The following is a 22599-nucleotide window of genomic DNA, read 5'->3' on the forward strand; positions in this document are numbered from 1 at the left end:
CCAGGCAGTTCATGGTGGCAACGTTATGGACGTCACCACCGGCGCCGTGCGCACCCCGCTGGTCATGGCAAACTCTTATCGTCTTCCTGATGACCCGGAAGACATGGACTGGTCGAGCCCAGATGGGTTGGTCTACACCCGTAACGCGGGCCACAACCAAGTGTGCCTGGAGAAGAAACTAGCAGCTATTGAGGGAGGTGAGGCTGCAGCCGCATTTGCGACTGGCGTTGCTGCACTGCACTCGGTGTTTTTCACTTTTCTGAAAAGTGGAGACCACATTGTCGTCGGCGACGTGACCTACGAAGCGGTGTGGCGTCTGTTCGCAGAGCTGCTTCCTGAGCGCTATGGCATTCAAGCGACCTTCGTCAACATGGGGGATTTGGACGCAGTGCGTAAGGCAATGAAGCCTAACACCAAGCTGATCCATACTGAGTCCATCGGGAACCCGACCACTAAGGTCGCTGATATCGAAGGCTTGGCAGAAATTGCCAAAGCGCATGGTGCTCTTCTGTCGGTCGACGCAACCTTCACACCGCCGCCGTTCTTCCGCGCCTTGAGCAAAGGGGCTGATCTGGTCGTTCACTCCCTTACCAAGTACATCAATGGTCATGGTGACGCCATGGGTGGTGTTGTGATTGGCAGCAAAGAATTGATCGGGAAGATCAAGCATGACGCCTTGGTTGACCTGGGTGCTGTCATTTCTCCATTCAATGCCTGGCTGATAATGCGTGGTTCAGTAACCTTGCCCCTGCGCATCCGTCAGCATCTCGCGACGGCTGAGAAGGTGGCTGCGTTCCTGGATTCCGATGAACGCATTGCCTACGTTTACTACCCGGGCCTACCGTCCCATCCTCAGCACGAGCTGGCCCGTCGTCAGTTCGAAGGCAAAGGGTTTGGCGGTGTCATGGCGTTTGCTGTGAAAGGCAACTCTGACAAGCAGAACCGCTTTGTTGCGAAACTGAGGGTTATTACTTCAGCCGTTTCCATCGGTCACGACGAATCGCTCATCGTTCACGTGGGCCCTGAGGCCCGCGGCGGCTCTGAGCACTATCCAAAAGAGTTCCTTGAGTATGGTCACCTGCGTCTTTCGATTGGTCTCGAAGATGCTGACGACCTGATCAAGGACATTTCGGCGGCCCTAGACGAGACCTTCAGTAACTGAAATTCATTCGGGAGACCTCATGCAACCTCCCGAATCCCTGATCTTCGTAGGTAACCCTCTTTGCCTCCCTATCCGGGAGGCTTTTTTTTACTTAAGGAACCTTACTGATGAAGCTCGGCTACGGTCATGGCGAAAATGACTGTCTTTTTTCCATTGTTGATGTACCGGTGGGGGACGTCTGTTTTCGCAACTGCTGAACACCCCTGTTCAATGATGAGCGTTGTCTCGCTGATCTCCAGGGTCAACGTACCTTGTTCAACATGAAACAGCTCGAAGGTGCCTGTGGGATGGCCACTGGACTCGAAAAACTCACCAGGTTTGATTTCCCACTTCCACAGCTCAATCATGTTAGGCCCGCTTGTGCCTGCGAGTAAGCGAGCTGTGCCACCTTCGGGCCCATTCCAGAGCGTCGGAATCTCCTGCGCGTCAATTAGGCGGGCAGTGGGGGTGCTCGCCACATTCACGACGTCAGCGACGGACAACCCAAGGGCTGCGGAGATCTTGCACAGGATGCCGATACTTGGATTCGCTTTGCAGTTTTCAATCTCTACTACCATTCCCTTGCTGACGCCAGAGCGACGGGCAAGCTCATCAAGAGAGATTTTCTGCTGCTTGCGTACCTCCCTAAGCCGCTTGGCCACTGCCTCGCTGACCTGTTGGACATGGATTTCCGGATCGGTCGATATATTGACTTTTTTGGTCATCGGTCAGTAAAATGCTCTAAATTGGTCAGTTTAGGAGATTCTCTGATGCTTTCTGTACATCCGTCAATTGACCCAAGGATTGCTGAGCTCACTCCAGGCTTTCGAGCCGTCAGCGTTGTCGTAGAAGCGGCTCCTATCGTCAATCCTGGTGTAGCCGCTGAAGCGATGGAGCGTGCGTATCAGGTTGTTGAGGCAGGCACTGCACATTGGGCTGATGCTCACCTCGCTGCTTGGGGGGACGCGTTCCGTAAGTTTGGTGTGAAGCCGCAGCGTACCCCGTGCTCTGCCGAGGCGCTCCTAAAGCGGGTCAAAAAAGATGGGAAGCTTCCAACAATTGATCCGGTTGTCGACCTTTACAATGCCATCAGCATTCAATATGCCATTCCAGTGGGTGGCGAGAATTTTGCCGCCTACGTTGGCATGCCCCGCTTGACCTTCGCTGATGGCAGTGAAGAGTTTGACACGATGAAAAGTGGCGAGCCTGCGAATGAACCACCTGATGCTGGTGAGGTCATTTGGCGCGATGATCGGGGTGTCACCTGCCGTCGTTGGAACTGGCGTCAAGGTGTCCGAACCCGTCTGGATGCCGAGGCGAAGCAGATGTGGTTTATTCTCGAAAGTTTGCCTGAAATGCCAATTGAGGCACTGAATGCAGCAGCAGATGATCTTATCACCGGCTTGTCGAAAATGATGCCGGGCGCTGTAATTACTAGTGAGCTCATCGAAGCTTGAGTTAGCTTCAGAGTTCTGTTGCCCAGGGGACGACCCCTTGAATTTGGGTTAATCTTGCCGGGACGACCCGGCTTCTTAATGGAGCCGTCGATGGCTTGGGTTAGTTTGATAATTGCAGGGATTCTCGAGGTTGTTTGGGCCTTTTCGATGAAGCAATCAGAAGGCTTCACAAGGATCGGAGCTTCAGTTGTAACTATCATTACAGTTGTTGCAAGCTTTGTTTTGCTTTCCTATTCGATGAAGAGTTTGCCATTAGGTACGGCCTATACTATCTGGACAGGGATAGGCGCTGTTGGCGCGTTTGCGGTAGGTATTGCATTTCTTGGCGAGCCGGCAGGCTCGCTCAGGATTCTAGCTGCCATTATGATTATAGGTGGTTTGTTGCTTATGAAGTTTTCGTCGGCAGCATGATCTTGATTAATTACTAAAGGCCGCCATTGAGCGGCCTTTTGTGCATTCCCAAACGAGCATGCTTTTCGATTTGCATGGTTCGCGAGCAAAATGTGGTTGTTGGTGTTTTGCCATGTAATGCGATTTGTTCTATTCAGCTGCGAATTCTTCACGCATAAGGTGGTATTAGGGCTGCTTGAGAAATTCTCTTGCAGCACAGAATGGTCGCTTGATTATTATTTGGAGTAAATATGGACTACGTAAGCACTCGTGGTTCTGCTGAGCCTGCCAATTTTCGTAGCGTTGTTCTCTCAGGCATGGCATCTGATGGAGGGCTCTACGTGCCGGAGAGCCTCCCACACTTCGATAGTGAAGCCATTGCCAGTTGGTCATGGCTTCCCTTTGATGAGCTCGCGTTTCGTGTAATTTCCCCATTTGTTGGCGGTGAAATTGAAAGCTCTGCCTTGAGGTCGATATTGAAAGACTGCTACCAATGCTTTGACCACCGAGCGGTAGCTCCTCTTCAACAGATTGGCCCAAATGAATGGGTTCTGCAGCTGCACCATGGGCCCACGCAGGCTTCCAAGGATTTTGCAGCCCAACTCCAATCTCGGCTTGTTACATATTTTCTGACCCCACCCAGGCAAGCAGTCGTTATTGGGGCGACCAATGGTGATACAGGGCTTGCAGCTGTCGAAGCCTTCAAAGATGTGCCCAATGTAAAGGTGTTGGCCCTATATCCCCAGGACGGTGTGCCTGCCGATCGGTTGGCCGGTTTGATGGGATCCAGCTCAGATCATGTTCGGTTGATCGAGGTTAGCGGTAGCTTCGATGATTGCCAGACACTGGTTTCCAAAGTGCTCAGAGCCTGGCCGGTGAAAGATGTCCTTCCAATCAGTTTCAACTCTACGAATTGGGTGGGCGTCTTGGCTCAGATCGTCTTCTTTTTCCACAGTGCTTTGCAGCTTGGTGGAGGCGTGCGCCCGGTTGGCTTCAGCATACCGGGTGCGAGCTTCGCCGAGATCTATGCTTGCTTCATTGCCCAAAAAATGGGGCTGGCAATCAATCAGGTCATTGTGTCAACCAACACAAATGATTCTCTGCATCGCTTCATCAATCAAAACAGCTACTCTACCCGGGAGGTCAGCCATTCTCTGTCCCCCTCTATGGACTTTTCACTCTTTTCAAATCTCGAGCGCTTTATCTGGGAACTCTATGATCATGACGGCAGTAGAGTGCAGCGCCTAATGGCTGCTTTCGAGGACTCCGGTAAACTGAGCATTGGGAACAAGCAGTGGCTGCAGGCGCGTATGTTGTTTGACTCGTATGCCGTTGCTGATGAGCAAGTCAAAGCGGAGATGGTTACCTTGTACAAAGAGGCAGGAACGGCTGTCGATCCGCAGACTGCAACAGGCGCCCTCGCAGCACGGCTGCATCGTCGGAGCATTGCGAGCCCAATGGTCACCCTGGCGCAGCTTGCTCCCAGCAAGTCTTCGCAGCTTTTGGCGGAGCTGGGCATGTGGAAAGGTGAAGTGACTGCGACGGCCAGTTTGTCTGTGGATCATCTTGTACTGAGCAAAGGAGATATCGATGGCCTTTCCAGCTTTATTCGGGACATGTAGGGATACTGTATGAAAAAACGTTAGCTCGACCCACAGGGTGCGGATCCTGGCTGAGCTTACCGCCAACGCCAAAATTGCCCATGCAGAGCTAGGTATCAAGGTTACCTTTCGCGCAACGCAGTCCTTCAGCGTATTGAACGTATGGAGCGCGATGGAGTTATTCACGGACACACAGTTAGGGTAGGGGATGAGCTTAAGCCTTCAGTAACCATGAGCGCCATCATCTCCAGCTAGGCGTTGATGGTATCAATGGTTGGCTTGGATTACGGTCGCGGCACCGGCTTCCAGCAACTGGGTTGTGGCTGACTCAGGCCCACCTGGTGTCTCCACAGGCAACTTTGCATCGGGTGCGGAACAAGACCACAGTAGAGTGTAGGCGAGGGGGAGGGACATCCATTAGATCAGCTCATGAGCGTGCCTCTGGCTATTGTCCGTGGAGGACAAACTGGGCGTTTGAAGCGAACAACCTAATGGACGAGTGACCGGATTCGAAGAAAAAGTGCGGGCAAAAAGAAGCCCGCTGCTAGGCGGGCAAGGTCTATCACACGTAGGGGGGGGCTTCACAGTCTCCCAACCCCTCGTGAATATTGAGTGAAGGAAATTAGGTGACTGACGGCATCGTCAGAATGATCTTGCCGACATTCATTGATGCCTCCATTTTCCGGTGAGCATCTGCAGCTCGCGCCAAGGGGAAGGTGCTATCAACCACGGGCTCAAGACTGCCTCCTCCCTCAAAACGATCAAGCCAGTGTTCCCGGAAGCGTCTGACCATTGCATGTTTTTCAGACTGCGTGCGCGACTTCATCACTGTGCCGATGATCTGCAAGTGACGGTATAGAAGGTCTTCCAGCTTGAGGTTCACTTCACCACCTCCACCCAAGATACCGACCTGCACCAGGCGACCACCCTTGGCGAGCGACTTTATATTCCTGGTGAAGTAGGGCTCACCTACAAAATCGATGATCACATCGACACCTTGCCCGTCCGTGTGCTGCGCGACGACCTGGGCGAAATCCTGCGCTTTGTAATCGATGGTGAATTCGGCCCCCAGATTCTCTACCCGGGACAGTTTTCCAACCTCAGCGGTTGCGAACACCTTGGCACCAGCGGCGTAAGCAAGCTGCACAGCTGCCGAACCAACGCCACCAGCGGCGGCATGGATGAGTACCGACTCGCCCCGTTTCAGCTTCGCCAGGTGGATCATCGCCTCGTGAGCCGTCACAAAAACTTCCGGTATCGCCGCGGCATGCACGTAGTCGAGCTCAGCAGGAATCGGCATCGCCATGCGGTAATCGATACGCGCGATTTCAGCATAGGCGCCGCCACCTACAACACCCATCACCCGATCGCCGACCTGGTAACCTGACACCTCGCTGCCAACCTCGAGCACCTCACCCGAAATTTCCAGGCCGATGATCAGCGAGTCGCCGAAGTTGGGATGCCCATAGCCACCGGTACGATGGGTCAGATCAGCTCGGTTAACGCCGGCAGCATGCACGCGAACCAGCAGGTCGGCGGGGCGGACTTCCGGCACGGGTACATCACTCACCTGGAGCACTTCAGGGCCGCCAAAGGTTTCAAAGGTGATCGCTTTCATCGCTTCAATGGCTCCGAGTCAACGAGAGCGGATTGGGCTACGGCAGATGCAGTGATCGCAGCAGGAAAACCTGCATAGAAGGCGAGATGAGTAATGGCTCCAGCAAGCTCCTTAGGCGTAACGCCGTTGACAACAGCGCGCCGCAGATGGGCCGGCAACTCATCGGAGTGACCGCCAGCAATCAACACGGCGATGGTGATGAGGCTCCGGTCGCGTGGTGACAAAGAGGGGTCGCCCCAAATTTGCGGGTAAAGCGTCGAGTCAATGAATTCCGAGAGTTTCGGCGTGAAAGCCCTGGCCGCCTCACGAGGGCTTGTAAAGTTGAGACCTGTCATGGGGGCGGCTCCTCAAACCTGGCTGATGAATTTGTTGGTGAGGTAGTGTTCGATACCCTCGATGCCGCCTTCCGAACCGTGACCGCTTTCCTTGATGCCGCCAAAGGGCAGCTCTGTGGCGACTATGCGGTACTGATTGATCCCAATCATGCCGGCCTCCAGACCATCGGCAACATCGATGGCCGTCCGTGCATTGTTGGTGAAGGCATAGGCCGACAGACCATAGGGCAAGCGGTTAGCCTCGGCCAATCCATCAGCCAGGCCATCGAATGGCATTACGATAGCGATGGGGCCGAACGGCTCTTCATGCATGATTCGAGCGTCCATCGGCACGTCGGCTAACACCGTTGGAGCGAAGAAGAAGCCCGGGCCAGGCAACGCCTCACCGCCGGCCAACACCTGAGCCCCCTTGGCCACGGCATCAGCCACCAGTTCCTCCATCTTGTTCAGTTGTCGCAGGTTGGCGAGTGGCCCGACCTGCGTATGAGGGTGCATACCGTTGCCGACCCGCAGTGCTTTGGTAGCAGCCACGAACTGGTCGACGAATTGCGGGTAAACACCCCGCTGAATCAGGAAACGTGTTGAAGAAATGCAGACCTGGCCGGTACCGCGGAAGCGGTTGGCGACGCCCTCCACAGCGGCGCGCTCCACGTCGGCATCATCGAACACCAGCACCGGGCCATGACCACCCAGCTCGAGCGTGATTGGCTTTACGCCTTCGGCTGCGCGACTCGACAACAGACGGCCAATGGGCACAGAGCCGGTGAAGGTCACTTTGCGAATGATCGGCGAGGCGATCAGTTGGCTGGAGACCTCATCAGGCACACCAAACACGACCTGCAACACACCTTTGGGCAATCCGGCGTCATCCAAGGCACGAGCAAGGGCGAGGGCAGTGGAGGGGCTTTCCTCACCAGGCTTGAGAATGACGCTGCAGCCGGCCGCCAGCGCTGCAGACAATTTGCGTGCTGGCGTGATTGCCGGGAAATTCCAAGGAGTGAACGCGGCAACGGGGCCTATTGGCTGGCGCTTGACCAGTTGCAGCACACCGGGGCGGTTGGCCGGCACCACACGACCATCGATGCGCCGGGCGCTTTCGGCGAACCACTCGAAATATTCCGCCGCCCGGGTAGCCTCGTCCATGGCCTCGCCAATCGGCTTGCCTTCTTCCAGCGTCATCTGCGCGGCGATGTGTGCCGCACGATCCAGGATCAGGTCGGCAGCGCGTTTGAGAACCCGGGCACGCTCAGCTGGAACCGTGTTGCGCCATTGTTCAAACGCGAGCTTTGCCGTCTCGAGGGCCAGATCAAGCTCGTCAGCAGTAGCCAGCGGCACCTGACCAATGATTTCTTCAGTTGCGGGGTTTCTGACGGTCGCAGTTTTACGGCCGTCTGCGTCGATCCATTTGCCGCCGATGAAAAGGTAGAGCGAGTCATAGGGTGTGTTCATGGCTGTGACCTTCATAGGGTTCTCTGGTTGGCCTGCACTGGAAGCTACGCAGGGCTTGGAAGACGGTGGCTGGCGCCGGCCCGTGGAATCGAGTCTATGGAGGTCGCCGGGATGGATTTAGCCCAGCTGAAGGGAATGATTGTTGGGCAGAACGGTAAAATCACTTTCAAAAGCGCACCGATTTGCACACAGTGAAAGGTGAATGAGCCGGCACAAGGGAAGAGGGCGATGGACAAGTTTTCTAATATGTCGGTGTTCGTGAAGGTCGTTGAGATGGGTAGCTTCACGGCAGTGGCCAATCACCTCGATTCCACGGTTGGGAATGTGTCGAGGGCGGTGTCGGCGCTCGAGCAGATGCTCGATACGCGCCTGCTGCAGCGTTCCACTCGGCGCTTGTCAGTCACCGATGCGGGCAGACGATTCTATGAGCGCTGTACCATCATCCTGGCCGATCTGGAAAACGCTGAAGCAGAAGCAAGCAACGCATTGCTCCAACCACGAGGCACTCTCTGCGTCCATTGTGTGCCTGGGCTTGCTCGACACCTTGTTACTGAGGCCGTATTGGAGTACCGCAGGGCGTTTGGTGACGTAACGGTCGACTTGATGCTCTCGCAGCGCATGCCGAATCTGCTGGAAGACCAGTTGGACGTATCGATTCAGATCGCCAGGGTGCTGCCAGACTCAAGCTATGTCAGCCAAAAAATAGGAGTCAGCCACTGCGTGTTGGTGGCATCGCCCGATTACCTAGCGAACCATGGAGCACCCGAGACACCTGCAGGTCTCGTTGATCATCAATGTCTCTTGCTGGGTACCGTGGATTACGCGAGAGATGAGTGGCAGCTCAAGAGTCGAATGGGCGATGCAACGTTCATCCCCAGCGGGCCAGGCTTCAGTGTGAATGACATGGAGGCCATGTCTGTGGCGGTCGGAAGTGGTGCGGGTATCGGCTTACTCGCTGGCTTCGCAGCCATCGACGATTTACGTTCCGGGAAACTGGTACGTGTGCTACCTGATTATTTCACTGAGGAACGGAATGTGTACGCGGTGTACTCGTCGCGGCAGTTCATCGATGCCAAGATCACCCGGTTCATTGAGGCCTTGAAGGACAAGGTCGGGAGCCGGCTGGCGGTGATTGCCGAGGAGCTCATCAAGATTTGACGTTGGGGGGCGCTGCCACTTAGATGAGGTGAAACGATAGGTGCAGATTGGGATCAGGCCTCGTCTAAGTTTCTCCCGTGTCGCAGCGGTTTTCGAAGTCACCTCGTTTTTCAAGCCTTACGAAGGCACAAAAACCTCGTCCCCTTAGATCATTGGCTGACTCAGGGGCTTCGACACAAGCTCAGTGACGAGTATGCCAAACAAGGCGGAGAGACTCTCCTGGATCACCGCTGCCATGGCCTTCTCGGCGGTACGTCGCGGTTCAAGAAAGCCAGGAAAGTAGCTGCCTTGGCGTAGCTTCGGAATCTTCAGGTCAACATCGCCGGCTCGGGTTTGCCAGAGACGATCACTGTAGCCGTTACGGCTGTTCGCTCGGTCTGGGCTTTTGACATCGAAGCCCGCGCCGCACAGGCCTTCGACATCAACCTCCATCATGTGCAGGGCAATGAACTGGTTCATTTGCTTGAGCAGATCAGCATCTGTCCCTTTCTCAACCAACTCGGTCAATGCGATAGTGGGCTTGGTCATCGTGGTTTCTCTGGTGAATGTTAAGTCCGCAAACTCAACGTTAACCAAGAACCACGATGACCATCCTCTTTCGCCCGCAGCGCGCCTTCGGCTGGTTCAGTTACACCACTTCCCGGGATACGATCCGAAATATCCGTATCCAAGCACTGCGTTCAAAAGAGAACCGTCCTCAGGCCATCTTTCAAGGGCCAACTCAGTTCTCGAAAACTGGGTACGACGCTTTATCGATCGCGGCCATCGCATCTTCGCGCGACAGAATTCCAGACTCGTCCAGGATGGTAAGCAAGGAGCGGCCTTCAGCAACGGATTGACGGGCCAGCTTGCTGACCTGCGCATAGCCAAGCGTCGGAACCAGTGCGGTAGCGACAGCCATGGATTCGGTGAGGTGCTGCTTGTTGCGCGCCTTATCAGCAGTGATGCCCTTCACGCACTTTTCGCGGAAACGCTGGATGCCTTCCTTGAGCAGAGTGATGCTGTCAAAGACGCGGGAGGCTACCACAGGCTCGAAGTGGTTAATTTCAAGCTCGCCGTACTGAACAGCTTGTGCGACTGCCGTATCGTTACCGATCACGGCGAAGCTCAGTTGGATCATCGACATTGGGAGAACAGGGTTAACCTTACCTGGCATGATCGAAGAGCCTGCCTGGGCTTCAGGCAGCTTTAGCTCACCCAAGCCGGCGACTGGGCCAGAGGACAGCTTGGTCAGGTCAACGGCAATTTTTGCCAAGGATGCCGAGCAGGTACGTAGCTCGCCAGAAATCCGGGAGAACACATCCATGTTCTGCATAGCATCGAACGGATTAGAGGGCGCCAGATACTCGACGCCGGTGATCATCTTCAGGTGCTTGAATGCATGGGCGCGGTAAGCTGGCGGTGCGCCAAAACCGGTGCCGATCGCGGTACCGCCCAGAGGCAGTGTGAGAAGCTTTTCACGCACCGCAGCCAGTTCTGCCGCCAGTCGGTGAGCGAGGGAGGCGTAGCCGGAGAAGAGTTGGCCCAGACGCATCGGCTGGGCATCCTGCAGGCAGGTGCGGCCTAGGTGCAAAATGTCAGCGAATTCATGGGCCTTTTGGTCGAATTGGCGAGCCAGTTCTTCAACCTCTCTGATCAGCGGGCCCATCATCGCGTACGTAGCAACTTTCATCGCTGTTGGATAAACGTCATTGGTGGACTGCGAGATATTGACATGGTCGTTGGGGTGAACAACCTCGTAGCTGCCAGCAGCGCTACCCAGTATCTGTTGAGCACGGTTAGCGATGACTTCGTTGAAATTCATGTTTGTGGAAGTGCCGCCCGAGCCCTCGAGCAAATCGACAATCAGAGAGTCGTCGCACACGCCGCTTTGGACGTCTCGGCACGCCTGGACGATTGCATCACATACTTTCTTGCCCAGCACACCGCAATCGAGGTTGGCCAGGGCGGCAGCCCGTTTGCACTGTGCGAACGCGTTACGGAATTCAGGGTAATGGGCAACCGACAGAGGCGATACGCTGAGGTTTTCGAAGCCCCTCACGGTGTTGACACCGTACAGTTTGCCTGCAGGAATTTGAACTTCCCCGACGTAATCCTGTTCGGTTCTGGCGGTGTTGTTCTCAAAAGTACTCAACTGAAGTTTCTCCATCTAAATAGACTAGGGTATTGACGCCATTGCCCATGGCTTTCAGCCTGGGCAAGAAGGTATCGAGCACAACTTCACGTGCGGCTTTGCAGGCATCTTCGAAGAAAACGCTGTATTCGTCTCGCCGAGCTACCAGATACAACGAACGCTCGAGATCAAGAACGGGGTTAATATGGACATCCACCTTGTCCGCCCACGCAGCTGCTTGCATGAAGCACAACGGGCTGGTTACTGCCCATCCAATACCGTCTGCGACCATGGAGGTCACGGCATCAGCTGTATCCAGCTCGAGTCGGTTGGGGACTCGGATATTCAAACTGCGCAGGTAGCGTTCGATTTGCAGGCCCACCTGGGAGCCCCGGTTGAACCGAACTACCGGAAGTGTGTTGGCCATGGCCCGCACATCATCGAGTGTCTTTAGTCGCGACCCTGCGCCTGGCGTGGTGATGACGAAATATTTTTCAGTCAGCAGCCGGTAGCGAATGACGTCATTCGTATCCATGAGCGGATCGCTGGTGACGATCAGATCCAAATCCCGACGCATGAGCGCTTCACCTTGCTGAGGGCTCAAACCTGTCCGGATAGACAATTGAGACACTCTCTCCAGCAGGCGCTTGGTGAGCGCGGAGCCGCACGTTGATGCGAATGAATCAACCAGACCAATCCGCACATCAGGTTTGACGCCTCGCCCTGCATCGAGCACCTGAGCTTTCAAGTGCAGAAGCTCTTCACTGAGCACCGTCCCACGGTTTCTCAGCGCGACCCCAAATGATGTCAGCGTCATTGGACGGGTAGAGCGGTCGACCAAAACCACACCCAGTTCCTCCTCAAGCTGACGAATCAATTGAGAAACGCCCGATTGAGAAATACCCATTCTCTGGGCTGCGCCCGACATGCTTCCTTCCTCAGCTACAGCCAGGAATACTTGCACGGAGTGCATATCGATCATTTTTGTCGTGGGCATTGGCGCTTACTCAGAAAGTGATGGAAAGCATGATTGTCAGTCATGCTTTCCGGCACGTCATTGCTTGACGGCGGTGCCGCCTGTAGTAGCCATGGAAGAGGACTCCGCATCCTGCGGTGACATCGATGCCAGGCGCTGGCTGCTCGTCTCCGGGGCGAACAGATGGCAGAACACACCACCAATCAGCAAAACACCTACACAAACGCCCAGAGCGGTCTGAACGCCGAGGTTCTGAACAGCGATGGGGAGCAGGAAGGTTGCGAACGCGGAACCAAAGCGGCTTGCGGCCACAGCCATGCCGATACCCGAGGCGCGCAGATGAGTAGGGAACAGCTCAGGCGGGTAGACAAACTCCAAGTTCACAGCAGCCGCCAGTACGCAGGCGAAGATGCCGAAAGCGATGATCGTTCCAATAGGCCCAAACCCGCCGTAGGCCAGAGCAGCCAGGCCGACTGCACTCAGGTAGAAGGTGCCAATCAGGAAAGCACGTCGAGAAATGCGATCGATGCACAGCAGACCCAAAATCGCTCCGAGCATCAACAGTACGTTGTAGACCAGTCCACCGACGAACTTGTCCTGTACGTTCAGCGCTTCCAGCACGCGAGGAGAGAACGTGCCTAGTGCAAAGAAGGGGATCACTTGGCAGGTGTAGAAGACGCACCCGACCAAGGTATTCTTGCGCCACCGTTTGCTGAACAGGTCAGCCAATTTGCTACCAGAGTTCGCGGCTGGGGTCATGACCTCAGGCAGAATAACGCTCGGGCCAAATTTGTTTTTTACAATCTCCTTAGCTTCAGCGATCCGCCCTTTGGCCATGAGCCAAATAGGCGACTCAGGTACGCCCATGCGCAAAGGAAGGACGAGCAGGGCAGGGATACCGCTCAGTGCGAGCATGACCCGCCATGCATCCGAGCCAGTGTCGCGGACGGCGAAACCTAAGAGATAAGCTGCCACGTAACCACCGGCCCATGCTGCAGCTAGGATACTCAACAGGCGTCCACGATACTGCCGTGGGGCGAATTCGGTAACCAGGGACTTGCTGACGACATAGTCAAAGCCAAGGATCAGGCCGAGGAGCAAGCGCAGCACAAGGAGCTGTTCAGGGGTATTCACAAAGAACTGTGATGCGGAAATGCCGGCGAATAGCAGCATGTCCCAAGCGAAGATGGTTCGACGACCGTGTTTGTCTGCAAGAGGGCCGGCAATCAAGCTGCCTAGGAACAGACCTGCGAGCGAGGCCGCACCAAGAAGCCCCATCCACAGAGCGTTGAGTTGAAGGGGGCCGGCAGCCATGCTGACCGCGATGCCTATAATCCCGAGGACGAATCCGTCGCTAAATTGACCACCAGTACCGCTGACAACCGTCCGGATATGGAATCGGCTGAGCGGTATATCCTCGAAGGAAATGGGTTTGCTCATGAGTTGACCTCGGCTTTGTTATTGAATGTTCGTTCAGCTCTTTGGCTGGGCCGGGAACCGAGTCTATGAGAGACTTTGTCAAAATACAGCAGGTGATGAGACAGTATCAACGTAGCTAATACTATGATGCATACTGGCTGATCCTGACATCCCGGAAGACTCTAAAGTTAATTTTTCGGTGCTGTCGCAAAATAAAAAACGCTAAAAATATTCAGTCTGCTCAAATTCCTAGTCCATCGGTTTGCGTCTTTGGCAGAACGATTTAGCGCGGTAAGATAAACTCATGGTCAACCAAAACTTACCTAGGCGTATGCAGGAAACTCGGTCTCTCGCAGAGCTCAACTGAGGAAATTTGTTAGGAGGCGCGGGTACTCGAATTACTCGCCGCTCTATGCCGGTTAACGAGCCTTGACGAACGAGGTTGTCCTTCGCCAGCGAGTCGTATGAGATGACCCATGAGCGGATTATCCACTTCGTGTCGGATTTCGGTCTTCAGCCTTTCCTTACAGATGCGGTGGTGGCTCAGGGAACGTTTTTCGCTGGTTTAGCTGCGAGCGGTTTACTGAGTTTGCTTGGCAAAATTGAGGCCTAGTCTCAGACTCTGGTGAGTGGCCGAGACCTAGAAGTATGGGCTTTTCTGGAGGAAGCGTGTCTTAATGTCTGCGAGGGGAGCAGGTACCATTCATTTTAGAAATAGACCGGGTGCGCCCACACGGGGCGGGCGCACCGAAGGTACTACTGTGTATGACCCGTTTTCAAAAAATCGACAGCGGGTAAGAGGTGATGATGCGGAGTTCGTTGAGGTCGACCAACGCATTGGCGTCCGAGGATCGAGCTGTTGCATACCGTGCTTGAACGGTGAGGTTCTTGGCCGGGCCCGATTGAACAACATACTTCAAATCAATGTCTCTTTCCCAGTGCTTGACGTCTTGCCCATATCTATTTGCATAGAAGCTGTTTGCGTTAGTCCCGTCGATGTCCCAACCTCTCACGTAGCGGGCCATGAAACTTAGGCCAGGAATGCCAATTGCGGTAAAGTCGTAATCATATCTCAGTTGAGCAGACTTCTCGTTGGGGCCGTTGAAGTCAGAGTACTGGACTGAGTTGGCTAGCCATAGTCGCCCATATTGCCCAGGTGTGCCCTGATGGTCAAATGTTTCGTCACCATGAACTTGCTGGAATGCCAATCCAATACGATGGGCACCATATTTTATGCCGCTGGCAAGACTCCATGTGGTATTAGCAATATCGCCGGCTTTTTCGGAACCCTCACTAATAGTCCTATACAGGTTAGCTGTCGCATCCCACGTCATGCTTTCCGAGATTCGTGACGTGTATGTAGCACCTAGATAGTATTGTCGCCAGATATCCTCAAGCTCTGACCCGTATGCATATATCGAAGTGCTGCTGGAAGGCTTGATAACGATGCCTGCATACTTAGCTGAGCGAGCATCAATCGCGTTGTTCGCATTTGTAAATGTCAATCCAATAGAGCTGTCGTGCCCTCGGTCAACTCTTGAGCTTCCGCTTGTGAAATAACCAAGGTCAAGCATTGCCGAATCAAATTCATTGCTTTGGAGTGAGAAACCCGTGTAGCTTTGAGGCAGAAGCCGGCTATCTGAATAGTTAAATACGGGATTCTCTGGTTGAAGATTTCCGTATTTCAGCGTCGTTTTAGATATGCGCATTTTCACAGCGGCATTGACTCGCTGCTGATAGTCGTCGGGAGTTCCGTCCGCTCCTACTGGCATCAACCCCGAACCCACCCGTCCTGGGCCGCCATCAAGCTTCTGTGCTGTGTAGCTTTGCAGGTCAACACCGAAGCCGACAGTTCCTTGAGTAAAGCCAGAACGGTAGTTAAGCATAAGGGCATGCGCCCATTCTTCAGCATAGTTCTGAGTGTTTGACGGGCGATTAAGAAAATTTCTATGGAAGTAGAAGTTCCTGTACAACAAATCCATTGAAGAATCTTCGATGAAGCCTTGTGCTTGGGGTTGCGATGATTCAGTTGCAGAGGCGTAGAGCGGTGACACTGTCAGCATTGCTAGAAAAATTGAACGCTTCATATAAACCCCGACCTAATTTGGCAGATTTTGGTATGTGCCAGCTATTGTTATAAATATTGTCACAGCGGTCGGGCGAGCCCCAATTGATGGGACTCGCCTACAAAGGTTAACCCATCCAAGCGCTTACGGGGGCTTGAGTCTCATGCAATTCTCTCACGGTAATCTCCACAAGGCTCGGGCCGCTATGAGCTAAAGCTTCACGTATTGCGGCTTGTACATCTTCATCTTCTAGCACACGCCAAGCTTTGATTCCGTGGGCTTCCGCTATTCTGGCGCTGCTGGTTTGGCTGAAGTCAACCGAGAAGTATCGCTCGCCGTAGCTCGCAAATTGTCCGGCTTTAATCCAGCCGTAGTTACTGTTGCTAAGCACGATCAACGTAACAGGAATGTTCAGGCGGAAAATTGTTTCCAATTCGCTCGATGAGAAGCCAAAGCTTCCGTCCCCCATGATTGCAACACATTTCTGGTCTGGCCTAGCGTAATAGGCACCCACGACTCCGGGAAGCGAGTATCCCAGTCCGCCATGGAAGCGGTTATAAACTATGTTGTTGCCAGGCTGCGTTACGTCGAGATAAGCAGAGAGGAAGGGTGTGGGTGTGCCAGGGTCAATCACCAGGACTGCGTCTTCTGGAAGACTGGCCTTAAGTGCTTTCACAACCACCTCGGGTTCTATTTGCCCGGATTTAGAATTAATTGGTCGATTGAGCGTATTGCTTCTGGCGGACTTGACGGTGGCAATCGCATCGATCATATCCGGACGATCTACTGTGCTGTCTAATTTGGCAACTTCAAGCAGCTGTTGAAGGACGGTGCGAGCGTCTCCCAATAGTGGGAACTGAGTGTTGTAGTTGCAACCGATCACATGAGGATCGATGTCGATGTGGCCGATTTGGCGGTCTCCGACTTTAGGGTTGCCCCACTTTTCGGTCACTACTGACCCTGCCCTTGTACCCAAGAAGATGACGAGATCACAGGTTTGCATGAATGCCCGTGCTTCAGGCGTTGACCCGTTGGTGCCGACCACACCTACTGCAAGGGGATTGTCGTCCGAAACCGCACCCTGGCCGCTGATTGATGTTGCGATAGCGACATTAAGGTGAGCGCTCAGCTTTTGCAGCTCGTCGCAGCCTCCTGAAAGAATTACCCCGCCAGCACACACAAATACTGGTCGCTTGGAGTCTCTGATTGCTTTTACGGTGGCTTTAACGATCTCAGGGTCTGCTGCAGGCCTGATAGACGGGAACTGATTGAATTGTTCGAAAGCATAGACTTCACTTTCGTCAAGCTCGCCCTTCATTACATCGTAGGGAACTGCGATGTGAGCAGCCCCTGGCGCACCAGACGTCATTTCCAAAAACGCAGTTCGCAGAACTTTAGGAAGGCGAGCGGGGGTCTCAATCACTGAGTTCCACTTTGTGACAGGCTTAAAGAGCGCCTTCATATCCAGTTCGGTCAGAACGAATTTGTCTCTACCCGCAACTGGAATATCAGAATTGATACCTAAAACACATACCGAAGAACCGTTAGCCTCAGCGATACCAGGCAGCATGTAGGTTGCCCCGGCGCCACTCGGCCCCTCGCATACGCCTACTTTCCCTGTGAGCTTTGCATAAACGTATGCCATGTAGCTCGCACAGCGCTCGTCTCGTGCCAGAACGTGGGTGATCCCGTGATCAAGACGGTACAGGGCGTCGTAAAAAGGGAGGCTGGTGTCACCCGTGACGCCAAAGATATGTTTTACGCCCTGTAGTTGCAACATACGCACGAGCGCATCGCCGCCGGTGATTGTCTTCTGGCTAATGTTCGTCATGGGAAGATAAACCTTTCTCTATTTGCTACGGAAAATTTTCAGCCGCCTACAACGCGGTAAAGAGCCACTCAAAAAGTCGGGGCCATATACGCTTGCCTGATAGCTTAAAGCGCGTTGTTATCGGCGTTCGCGAACTAATGGATCAGCGATGGGGTAATTACGCATCGATGACGAGAGTAAACGCAAGCATAAATAAGTGTTGGGAGATTGACTTTTAGTCAGGATGATTCCGTCATGACAAAAAGTAATGATCGGAAAACTTATATACGCTTGTCCTTGGATCGGTCATCCGCGATTATGCAGAAAACGTCCCCATCATGAGGCCGTATTAGCAAGGGTAACGAGGGGTGCTCGCATGTCACAGAATGGGTTCAAGCTAGGTGTAGTCATGCTAGCCACCAATTTCCCGAGGCCTCTAGGTGACATCGGAAATCCGCAGTCGCATGGACACCCTGTTGATTTCCGCGTAGCTCCCGCTGCAACCCCATCATCAGTGGTTTGCCCCCATGCAATTCATGCTGATGTGGTGGAAAGCTTCGTAATAGCAGCGAAGGCATTGGTGGAAGGGGGGTGCCAAGCGATCACCACATCGTGTGGATTCGCGTGCGCTATCCATGATGAGCTCCAAGCAGAGCTATCGGTACCTTTGGTCACATCGTCACTAAATCTGGTGCCAGAAATTGCAGCGCGATATGGTCGAAAAGTTCCTCTCCCTGTAATCACTTATGATAGTCGCGTTCTTTCTAAGTACCACTTTGGCCGGTTTTGGTCGCCTGGTGTCGTGCTCCAGGGAATAGAGAAGGGTAGTGAGCTTTACTCTGTAATCAAAGAGGATCGGTCTGAGCTTAATTTAGAGCTTGCAGAGAGTGACGTTTTGGAGAGTGTGGCCAGAATATTGAATAGATACCCAGATAGTAAGGCTATACTTCTTGAGTGCACAAATCTCCCGCCATATCGAGAGGCAATAGAGGATCGGTTTGGGATTCCTGTGTATGACATATTTTCTGCGCTTGAAATCTTGCTTGATAAGCCGGGTTTTCGAAACTTTGGTTGATCGCTAATCAGCGCGAAAATAAGGAAAATAAAATGAATGTTGTAGTAGTTGGCGCCGGAATTGTCGGAGTCTGCACAGCGTTAGAGCTGATTAAAGCAGGTGCGAAAGTTACCATTGTTGAGTCTGAGTCACCGGGTGGAGAACAGTCTGCTAGTCATGGTAACGGGGCTTGGTTGAGCCCAGCATCTGTTGTCCCAATGTCGATGCCTGGTCTCTGGAAGAAAGTGCCAGGATATCTTCTAGACCGTAGTGGCCCATTGACAATCCGCTGGAAGTCTCTGCCCGGGCTCGCTTCTTGGCTATTAAAGTTTACATTGGCTGGGTCGACCACTGCCAAGGTCGAGAGAACATCAAGGGCCTTGAATAAGCTTCTTCGTGATGCCCCCAGTAGGCACATGCGTTTAGCAGAAGAAGCAGGTCTGGGGCATTTGATTCGCCAAGACGGTTTGCTGTATGCATATCCAGACAAAGCGGCCTTTGCCGCCGAAGCACTATCTTGGAGACTGCGTCAAATAAATGGCGTCCGCTGGCAAGAGTGGGATGATCTGATGATAAAAAGCGCCATTCCACACCTCGCCAGTAAATACAAGTTTGGTGCTTGGGTGCAAGACGGAGCTCATTGCTTGAATCCAGGACAATATGTTGGTGGTTTGGTTAGCTATGCGGTTTCGTTGGGCGCAAACTTTATCAAAGGCACTGTGACAAAAATTGATACGAAAGGGAATTTGTATATTAATGGAGAGCTGCTTACAACAGATAAGATTGTAGTGGCTTGTGGAATACACTCTAGGGTATTGGCGAAGATGATTGGAGATGACGTACCGATGCGTAGTGAGCGAGGCTACAATGTCGTCATTAAAGATCCAAAGTTTCAGTTGACAGTGCCAGTTATGCCTAGCGATGGACGAATGGCGAATACTTCCACAAACGAAGGGCTTCGGCTATCAGGACAAGTTGAACTTGCAGATGAAAACGCAGCTCCAGATTGGCGTCGTAGCGATATCTTACTGCACCATGCTGCTGATACCTATCCATCGCTTGTAGGTGAAAAATATGATCCGGCAACCATGACCAGGTGGATGGGCAAGCGGCCTTCAACATCAGATGGATTACCCGTGATCTCTCCATCTCGTGCTAGTTCGAAGGTAGTATACGCGTTCGGGCATGGCCATGTAGGGTTGGCTGCTGCACCTAAAACGGCGGAAATTATTTCCCAGATCGTCTTGGATCGAGTCGTGCAAACGAGTTACAGTGAGTTTTCGGTGAATCGATTTTATGGAGGTGCTGATATTCCTAGTCCCGTCGAAGGAGGTCAAAGTTTGCGTTGAAAGGCAAGTTGTTAGGATTAAAAATTTAAAAGCCTTAAAGATTGTAGCGGGATAAGGACTTCTACAAGGAAAGGGTGAAGAGCATTGATGCTCATTTAAATTGGTTGCTGCCTCGAAAATAAATTTTCTAAAGATACGAGGGGTGTGCGAGATGAAATCTCAATTGGATAAAAAAACCTTCCGTGCAGCGTTTGGCGCAGCGCTTTTTGCTACAGCTTCATGCTTAGCTACATTTGCACACGCCGAGACTTCCATGGAGAGGGTGGAGCGAACGAAAGTCCTTCGCGTGGGTGTCGTGAATGGTGCTACGCCCTATTATCATAAAAGTCTGACAACTAATGAGTGGTCTGGGTTTGGCCCAGACTTCGCCAAGGATTTAGCAAATGACCTAAAGGTAGATGTCAAATATGTTGAGACTACTTGGGGTAACGCTGTTCTAGATCTTCAGGCTGACAAAATTGATGTGATGTTTGGCATGGCCTCAACACCTGCCAGACAAGAAATGGTCAATTTCTCGAATCCGATTTTTCAAAATACTTACACCATGGTGTGCAAGAATGGCTACCCGGAAAAGACCTGGGATCAGTTCAACTCGCCCGACTCCAAGATTTCCGTTGATGTAGGGTCATCAATGGATAACTTTGCGACAACCATGCTTCCAAATGCAGCTTTGTCCAGGCTAGAAAGTACCAGTGCTGCTACCATGGCATTGCAGTCAGGTCGAGTGGATTGCCAGATTTTGGTCATTTTGCTAGCTCAGCCTCTCCTCAAAAAGCTTCCGACTATTGGCACTATTCAAGTTCCCACCCCAATTTTGGCTGCCCCAGTCACAATTGGGATGCAAAAAGAAACAGACACTGCTTTCAAAGAGGCAGTAAACCGGTGGGTGGAGAAAGAGCAAAAAAGCGGTGAGATCCGAAAAGTGATTCTCATGAACATGCAGAAGCTCGCAGGTGTAGAGCCATCCTCTTTCCCCACTTCGGTCAAATTTGAGTAGTAGTCATGCCTTCTTATATTTGGGATTTCTCGTTTTTACTCGGTTATCAGTCTTTATTCCTTACCGGAATCTGGTACACCCTCCTGTACACTGCGATCTGTGTTGTTCTAGGGATGTTGATAGGGGTTTTGACTGCGCTTCCAAGACTGTCGAACAACCCTTGGATCTGCGGGCCATTTCGCGCCTATGTAGAAATCTTCCGCTGTACGCCTGTATTGGTACAGTTAGTGTGGTTCTACTATGCACTCCCTGTCTTGACAGGTGTCCAGATCTCAGCCATGACTGCAGCTGTGCTGTGCTTGTCTCTTTACGGTGGCGCGTTTTACTCGGAGATATTTCGAGGAGGTATAGTTTCAGTCGACGAAGGTCAATCTGAAGCGGCAAAAGCCCTGGGCATGCGACGCGGTCAAGTGATGTGGCGGGTCATACTTCCACAAGCGTTGAAGCGGATGGTGCCCCCATTGGTTAATCAGTCTATCATGCAGTTGAAGAATACCTCGCTGCTGTCGGTATTGGCGCTTCCGGATCTGCTCTATCAAGGTCAAGTTATTGCGCACGATTCTTACCGTCCGCTTGAGGTCTATTCTGTTATTGCACTTGCTTACTTTGTTATTCTCCTGCCTGCCACCATGTTGTCGAAACGACTTGAGCGCCGTATGAGCCGAAATGTAGGAGCATGAAATGACTACGCCTATTATTACCATCAGCAATCTCAAAAAGTCATTTGGGCAGCTCAATGTCCTGACGGACGTTTCGTTGGAGGTTAACAAGGGTGAAGTAGTGGCTCTCCTTGGCCCATCGGGATCCGGAAAGTCGACTCTATTGCGATGCGTTAATCTTTTGACAGTCCCAGATGGCGGCTCAATAAAAGTAAATGCTCACTCGATGAGTTTTGGCAATGGCCGTCGCTCAAAGCTACCTAAGGACAAAGATCTGGCTGGATTCCGTGCCAATACCGGCATGGTATTTCAGCAGTTCAATCTCTTTCCTCACATGACGGTTTTGCAGAATGTTATGGAAGGGCCCGTGACCGTGAAGAAGACGTCAAAGAGTGCAGCGCGTGAGCTGGCCTTGGCTCTTCTTGGTAAGGTAGGTTTAGCCGATCGAGGTGATTATTACCCAGATATGTTGTCGGGAGGGCAGAAACAACGTGTTGCCATTGCTCGAGCACTAGCGATGGAGCCCTCTGTAATGCTATTCGATGAGGCGACTTCTGCGTTAGATCCGGAACTTGTCGGTGAGGTTCTCGGCGTGATGAAGTCCCTGGCGAGCGAGGGAATGACTATGATTTTGGTCACCCACGAGATTGCATTTGCTCGCGAAGTAGCTGATAAAGTCGTTTTCATGCGGGATGGTGTTGTTGTGGAGTCTGGGCCTCCTTCAGTTGTTATCGATAATCCAAGGTGCGAAGCCACTCGAAGTTTTCTCAGTCACTTTTATGGCAATAGCGTAGTTGCCTGAGCTGAGAGAGTGGCTCCGGGGTGGGTGTCATTGTGGTGCGGTAATGTTCTCTTTCCGCGCCACAAATGATTATTTTACCGAATGTAATTGCACCTATTGTGTCAGGAAGGCAGCCAGGCATTACCGGGTTCTTAAGTCGGATTTTGAGGCTGAATCAACGTCTTCAGTTTCAACTGTCTATAGGTTTGGTACTCGTTTGGCTGCA

General features: G+C 52.8%; 19 protein-coding genes and 2 pseudogenes. 11 read left to right on the top strand and 10 right to left on the bottom strand.

Features of this window, described 5'->3' with window-relative positions:
- Positions 1 to 25: 25 nt before the first annotated feature.
- Entirely contained in the window at positions 26 to 1162 is a 1137-nt protein-coding gene (locus HG549_RS12900; RefSeq protein ID WP_372241558.1) for a PLP-dependent aspartate aminotransferase family protein, read from the top strand.
- Between the two features lie 101 nt (positions 1163 to 1263).
- On the opposite strand, the gene HG549_RS12905 is transcribed toward HG549_RS12900, so the two are convergent.
- Entirely contained in the window at positions 1264 to 1866 is a 603-nt protein-coding gene (locus HG549_RS12905) for an XRE family transcriptional regulator (protein WP_170029843.1), read from the bottom strand.
- Between the two features lie 45 nt (positions 1867 to 1911).
- Between HG549_RS12905 and HG549_RS12910 the strand changes: the two genes are divergently transcribed.
- The 4 genes and pseudogenes from HG549_RS12910 to HG549_RS25995 form a co-directional block, all read left to right on the top strand.
- Entirely contained in the window at positions 1912 to 2598 is a 687-nt protein-coding gene (locus tag HG549_RS12910) for a B3/4 domain-containing protein (protein WP_170029844.1), read from the top strand.
- A gap of 90 nt (positions 2599 to 2688) precedes the next feature.
- On the top strand, positions 2689 to 3009 hold the full coding sequence (locus tag HG549_RS12915) for a multidrug efflux SMR transporter (protein ID WP_170029845.1): 321 nt from the start codon (positions 2689 to 2691) through the stop codon (positions 3007 to 3009).
- Positions 3010 to 3239: 230 nt separating this feature from the next.
- Positions 3240 to 4610 carry a pyridoxal-phosphate dependent enzyme gene (locus HG549_RS12920; protein WP_170029846.1) on the top strand — a complete coding sequence of 457 codons (1371 nt, stop codon included), beginning with the start codon at positions 3240 to 3242 and terminating at the stop codon, positions 4608 to 4610.
- A gap of 37 nt (positions 4611 to 4647) precedes the next feature.
- Positions 4648 to 4835, top strand: a pseudogene (locus HG549_RS25995) (Lrp/AsnC family transcriptional regulator); the annotation flags it as partial.
- A gap of 376 nt (positions 4836 to 5211) precedes the next feature.
- On the opposite strand, the gene HG549_RS12925 reads toward HG549_RS25995, so the two are convergent.
- The 3 genes from HG549_RS12925 to HG549_RS12935 are packed head-to-tail and all read right to left on the bottom strand — an operon-like array spanning position 5212 to position 7991.
- Positions 5212 to 6207: an NAD(P)H-quinone oxidoreductase gene (locus tag HG549_RS12925; protein ID WP_170029847.1), complete on the bottom strand. Its 996-nt coding sequence runs from the start codon at positions 6205 to 6207 to the stop codon at positions 5212 to 5214.
- Positions 6204 to 6542, bottom strand: coding sequence for a carboxymuconolactone decarboxylase family protein (locus tag HG549_RS12930; RefSeq protein ID WP_170029848.1), 339 nt, complete (start codon positions 6540 to 6542; stop codon positions 6204 to 6206). Before HG549_RS12930 ends, HG549_RS12925 begins: the two co-directional genes overlap by 4 nt.
- Positions 6543 to 6554: 12 nt before the next feature.
- Entirely contained in the window at positions 6555 to 7991 is a 1437-nt protein-coding gene (locus tag HG549_RS12935; RefSeq protein WP_170029849.1) for an NAD-dependent succinate-semialdehyde dehydrogenase, read from the bottom strand.
- 228 nt (positions 7992 to 8219) lie between these two features.
- Here HG549_RS12935 and HG549_RS12940 point away from each other — a divergent pair, with 228 nt between their 5' ends.
- Positions 8220 to 9149 carry a LysR family transcriptional regulator gene (locus HG549_RS12940; protein WP_170029850.1) on the top strand — a complete coding sequence of 310 codons (930 nt, stop codon included), beginning with the start codon at positions 8220 to 8222 and terminating at the stop codon, positions 9147 to 9149.
- Between the two features lie 213 nt (positions 9150 to 9362).
- Here the strand turns inward: HG549_RS12940 and HG549_RS12945 are convergent.
- The 6 genes and pseudogenes from HG549_RS12945 to HG549_RS12970 all read right to left on the bottom strand — a co-directional run.
- Positions 9363 to 9677 (bottom strand): annotated as a pseudogene (locus tag HG549_RS12945) (transposase); the annotation flags it as partial.
- 193 nt (positions 9678 to 9870) lie between these two features.
- A complete protein-coding gene (locus HG549_RS12950; RefSeq protein WP_256666124.1) occupies positions 9871 to 11298 on the bottom strand; it encodes an aspartate ammonia-lyase in 1428 nt (475 codons plus the stop codon).
- The gene (locus HG549_RS12955) at positions 11270 to 12244 is read right to left on the bottom strand and encodes a LysR family transcriptional regulator (protein ID WP_256666125.1); all 975 of its coding nucleotides are present in this window, start codon (positions 12242 to 12244) and stop codon (positions 11270 to 11272) included. Before HG549_RS12955 ends, HG549_RS12950 begins: the two co-directional genes overlap by 29 nt.
- A 72-nt stretch (positions 12245 to 12316) precedes the next feature.
- On the bottom strand, positions 12317 to 13678 hold the full coding sequence (locus HG549_RS12960; RefSeq protein WP_170029852.1) for an MFS transporter: 1362 nt from the start codon (positions 13676 to 13678) through the stop codon (positions 12317 to 12319).
- 755 nt (positions 13679 to 14433) lie between these two features.
- Positions 14434 to 15744 carry an OprD family porin gene (locus HG549_RS12965; RefSeq protein WP_170029853.1) on the bottom strand — a complete coding sequence of 437 codons (1311 nt, stop codon included), beginning with the start codon at positions 15742 to 15744 and terminating at the stop codon, positions 14434 to 14436.
- Between the two features lie 106 nt (positions 15745 to 15850).
- Positions 15851 to 17554: a thiamine pyrophosphate-binding protein gene (locus HG549_RS12970; RefSeq protein ID WP_170029854.1), complete on the bottom strand. Its 1704-nt coding sequence runs from the start codon at positions 17552 to 17554 to the stop codon at positions 15851 to 15853.
- A gap of 388 nt (positions 17555 to 17942) precedes the next feature.
- Here HG549_RS12970 and HG549_RS26330 point away from each other — a divergent pair, with 388 nt between their 5' ends.
- From HG549_RS26330 to HG549_RS12990, 5 genes are all read left to right on the top strand, one after another.
- Positions 17943 to 18608 carry an aspartate/glutamate racemase family protein gene (locus HG549_RS26330; protein WP_280044323.1) on the top strand — a complete coding sequence of 222 codons (666 nt, stop codon included), beginning with the start codon at positions 17943 to 17945 and terminating at the stop codon, positions 18606 to 18608.
- Positions 18605 to 19936, top strand: a complete 1332-nt coding sequence (locus tag HG549_RS12975) for an FAD-binding oxidoreductase (RefSeq protein WP_218576030.1) — start codon at positions 18605 to 18607, stop codon at positions 19934 to 19936. The genes HG549_RS26330 and HG549_RS12975 overlap by 4 nt, the downstream gene beginning before the upstream one ends.
- A 151-nt stretch (positions 19937 to 20087) precedes the next feature.
- On the top strand, positions 20088 to 20933 hold the full coding sequence (locus HG549_RS12980; protein ID WP_170029855.1) for a transporter substrate-binding domain-containing protein: 846 nt from the start codon (positions 20088 to 20090) through the stop codon (positions 20931 to 20933).
- A 5-nt stretch (positions 20934 to 20938) separates the two neighbouring features.
- Complete coding sequence (locus HG549_RS12985; protein ID WP_170029856.1) at positions 20939 to 21613, top strand: amino acid ABC transporter permease; 675 nt, start codon at positions 20939 to 20941, stop codon at positions 21611 to 21613.
- A gap of 1 nt (position 21614) precedes the next feature.
- On the top strand, positions 21615 to 22394 hold the full coding sequence (locus HG549_RS12990; RefSeq protein ID WP_170029857.1) for an amino acid ABC transporter ATP-binding protein: 780 nt from the start codon (positions 21615 to 21617) through the stop codon (positions 22392 to 22394).
- The last annotated feature ends 205 nt before the right edge of the window (positions 22395 to 22599 follow it).

Origin of the sequence: Pseudomonas sp. SK, assembly GCF_012975065.1 — a bacterium.
Classification (GTDB): Bacteria; Pseudomonadota; Gammaproteobacteria; order Pseudomonadales; family Pseudomonadaceae; genus Aquipseudomonas; species Aquipseudomonas anuradhapurensis.